The sequence below is a fragment of the Mesorhizobium sp. M7A.F.Ca.CA.004.04.2.1 genome (genome assembly GCF_004022825.1).
Taxonomy (GTDB): Bacteria; Pseudomonadota; Alphaproteobacteria; order Rhizobiales; family Rhizobiaceae; genus Mesorhizobium.
The window spans coordinates 1-3,221 of the sequence record NZ_RZPH01000713.1; the positions used below are offsets into that span (position 1 = coordinate 1).

Consider the following 3,221-nt stretch of genomic DNA (forward strand, 5'->3'; position numbering starts at 1 on the left):
AGTCGGTGGTGATGACGTTGGCCTGCGTGTCCGGATGATGGAACGTCGTGTAGACCACGCCGGGCGACACCCGGTCGGTGATCAGCGCGCGCAGCGTCGTCTCGCCCGATCGGCTGGTCAGCCGGACCCAGTCGCCGTCGCGCAAACCGCGGTTCTCGGCATCGTGCGGATGGATCTCCAGCCGGTCCTCCGAGTGCCACATGCTGTTGTCGGTGCGCCTGGTCTGCGCGCCGACATTGTACTGTGACAGGATGCGGCCGGTGGTGAGCAGCAGCGGGAAGCGCGGTCCCGTCCTTTCGTCCGTCGCCACATATTCGGTCCGGATGAACTTGCCCTTGCCGCGCACGAACCCGTCAATATGCATGATCGGGGTGCCGAGCGGCGCCTTCTCGTTGCAGGGCCATTGCACGGATCCGACACGGTCGAGCAACTCGAAGGAGACGCCGGCGAAGCTCGGCGTGGTCATCGCGATCTCGTCCATGATCTCGGAGGGATGCTGATAGTTCCAGTCCAGCCCGATCGCGCGGGCAAGCTCCTGCGTCGCCTCCCAATCGGCGTAGCGCGCCTTCGGCTCAAGAACCTTGCGCACCATGTTGATGCGGCGCTCGGCGTTGGTGAAGGTGCCGTCCTTCTCCAGGAAAGTCGAGCCCGGCAGGAAGACATGCGCGTAGTTCGCCGTCTCGTTGAGGAACAGGTCGTGCACGACGACGCATTCCATCGCGGCAAGGCCGGCGGCGACATGCTTGGTGTCGGGATCGGACTGCAGAATGTCCTCGCCCTGGATGTAGATGCCCTTGAAGCTGCCGTCGACGGCGGCGTCGAGCATGTTGGGGATGCGCAGGCCGGGTTCGTCGTCCAGCTTCACGCCCCACAAGGTCTCATAGATATCGCGCACGGCTTCGCCGGAGATGTGGCGATAGCCCGGCAGTTCGTGCGGGAAGGAGCCCATGTCGCAGGAGCCCTGCACGTTGTTCTGGCCGCGCAGTGGGTTCACGCCGACGCCGGGCCGGCCGATATTGCCGGTGGCCATGGCGAGATTGGCGATTGCCATCACAGTGGTCGAGCCCTGGCTGTGTTCCGTCACGCCGAGGCCGTAATAGATCGCGCCGTTGCCGCCGGTGGCGTAGAGCCGCGCAGCGCCCCGGATCAGCTCTGGATCGACGCCGGACAATTTGCCGACGGTTTCGGGGCTGTTTTCCGGCAAGGCTACGAACGATGCCCAATCCTGGAACTCCGTCCAGTCGCAGCGTTCGCGGATGAAGGCTTCGTCGAACAGGCCCTCGGTGACGATCACATGCGCCAGCGCCGTCAGCACGGCCACATTGGTGCCGGGCTTCAGCGGCAGGTGATAATCCGCTTCGATATGGGCCGACTTGACCATCTCGGTGCGGCGCGGATCGAGCACGATCAGCTTGGCGCCCTGGCGCAGCCGCTTCTTCAGCCGCGAGGCGAACACCGGGTGAGCGGAAGCCGGATTGGCGCCGATGATGACGGCGACGTCGGTGAAGTCGACGGAATCGAAATCCTGCGTGCCGGCCGAGGTGCCATAGGTCTGGCCGAGCCCGTAGCCCGTCGGCGAATGGCAGACGCGTGCGCAGGTGTCGACATTGTTGTTGCGGAAACCCTGCCGCACCATCTTCTGGACGAGATAGGTTTCCTCGTTGGTGCAGCGCGACGAGGTGATGCCGCCGATCGCAGTGCGTCCGTACTGGTACTGGATGCGGCGGAATTCCTTGGCCGTATGGGCGATCGCCTCTTCCCAGCTCACCTCGCGCCACGGGTCGGTGACCTTTTCGCGGATCATCGGCGACAGGATGCGGTCCTTGTGGGTGGCGTAGCCATAGGCGAAACGGCCCTTGACGCAGGAATGGCCGTGGTTCGCCTTCCCCTCCTTATAGGGCATCATGCGAACGACTTCGTCACCCTTCACCTCGGCCTTGAACGAGCAGCCGACGCCGCAATAGGCGCAGGTGGTAACAGCCGAGCGCTCCGGCAGGCCCTTGGCAAGCACCGTCTTCTCGCGCAGCGCATCGGTCGGACAGGCCTGCACGCAGGCGCCGCAGGACACGCATTCCGAATCGATGAACGCCTCGTGCATCCCCGCCGAAACCCGGGATTCGAAGCCTCGTCCCTCGATGGTCAGCGCGAAGGTGCCCTGCACCTCTTCGCAGGCCCGCACGCAGCGCGAGCAGACGATGCATTGCGAGGCATCATAGGTGAAATAGGGGTTGGATTCATCGCGGGCGATGTAGTCGACCGCCAGCGAGCCATGGCCGGGCGCCACGCCACCTTCCGGCTTGACGTGGTTGCGGCCTTCGATGCCGTAGCGGTTCTCGGTCAGGCCGATCGACTTCGCCACCGCATCGAACTCGCTCGCGCCGGTTCCGGCCTGTTCGTTCCAGCCGGTCGGATGATCGGAGACGTAGAGCTCCATGACGCCGCGGCGAATGGCATCGAGCCGCTCGGTCTGCGTGCGCACGATCATGCCTTCGCCGACGGGCGTCGTGCACGATGCCGGCGTGCCGCCGCGTCCTTCGATCTCGACAAGGCAGACACGGCACGAACCGAAGGAGTCCAGCATGTCGGTGGCGCAAAGCTTCGGGATCTCGACCCCGCCTTCCATCGCGGCACGCATGATCGAGGTGCCTTCCGGCACGGTGATGCTGCGACCGTCGACGTTCAGCGTGACCTGCTTCTGCGCCTTCGATTGCGGGGTTCCGTAGTCGATCTCTTCGACGAGGGAGGGGAAGTCGGCCTTGATGTTCATCTGCCAGCTCCTATTCGGCAGCCACGCGCACGGGCGCTGGCTTGAAGTCGTCGGGGAAATGGGTAATCGAGCTCATCACGGGATAGGGCGTGAAGCCGCCCAGCGCGCAGAGCGAACCGAACTTCATCGTGTTGCAGAGGTCGGTGACCAGAGCGAGGTTCTTCTCCGGCTCGATGCCCGCGACTATTCTGTCGATGGTCTCGACACCGCGCGTCGAGCCGATGCGGCAGGGCGTGCACTTGCCGCAGCTTTCGATGGCGCAGAACTCCATGGCAAAGCGCGCCTGTTTCAGCATATCGGCGGTGTCGTCGAACACCACGATGCCGGCATGGCCGATCAGCCCGTCCTTTGCCGCGAAGGCTTCATAATCGAACGGCGTGTCGAACAGCGCGCGCGGGAAGTAGGCGCCGAGCGGCCCGCCGACCTGCACCGCCTTGACCGGTCGCCCCGTGGC

At 64.7% G+C, this 3,221-nt stretch carries 2 protein-coding genes; both read right to left on the bottom strand.

Features of this window, described 5'->3' with window-relative positions; translation table 11 throughout:
* Positions 1-2,767, bottom strand: a 2,767-nt coding sequence (gene fdhF / locus EN893_RS25710) for a formate dehydrogenase subunit alpha (RefSeq protein WP_128361872.1), incomplete at its 3' end; no start/stop codon positions are given.
* A 10-nt stretch (positions 2,768-2,777) separates the two neighbouring features.
* The coding region (locus EN893_RS25715) for an NADH-ubiquinone oxidoreductase-F iron-sulfur binding region domain-containing protein (RefSeq protein WP_281062505.1) at positions 2,778-3,221 on the bottom strand (444 nt) is incomplete at its 5' end.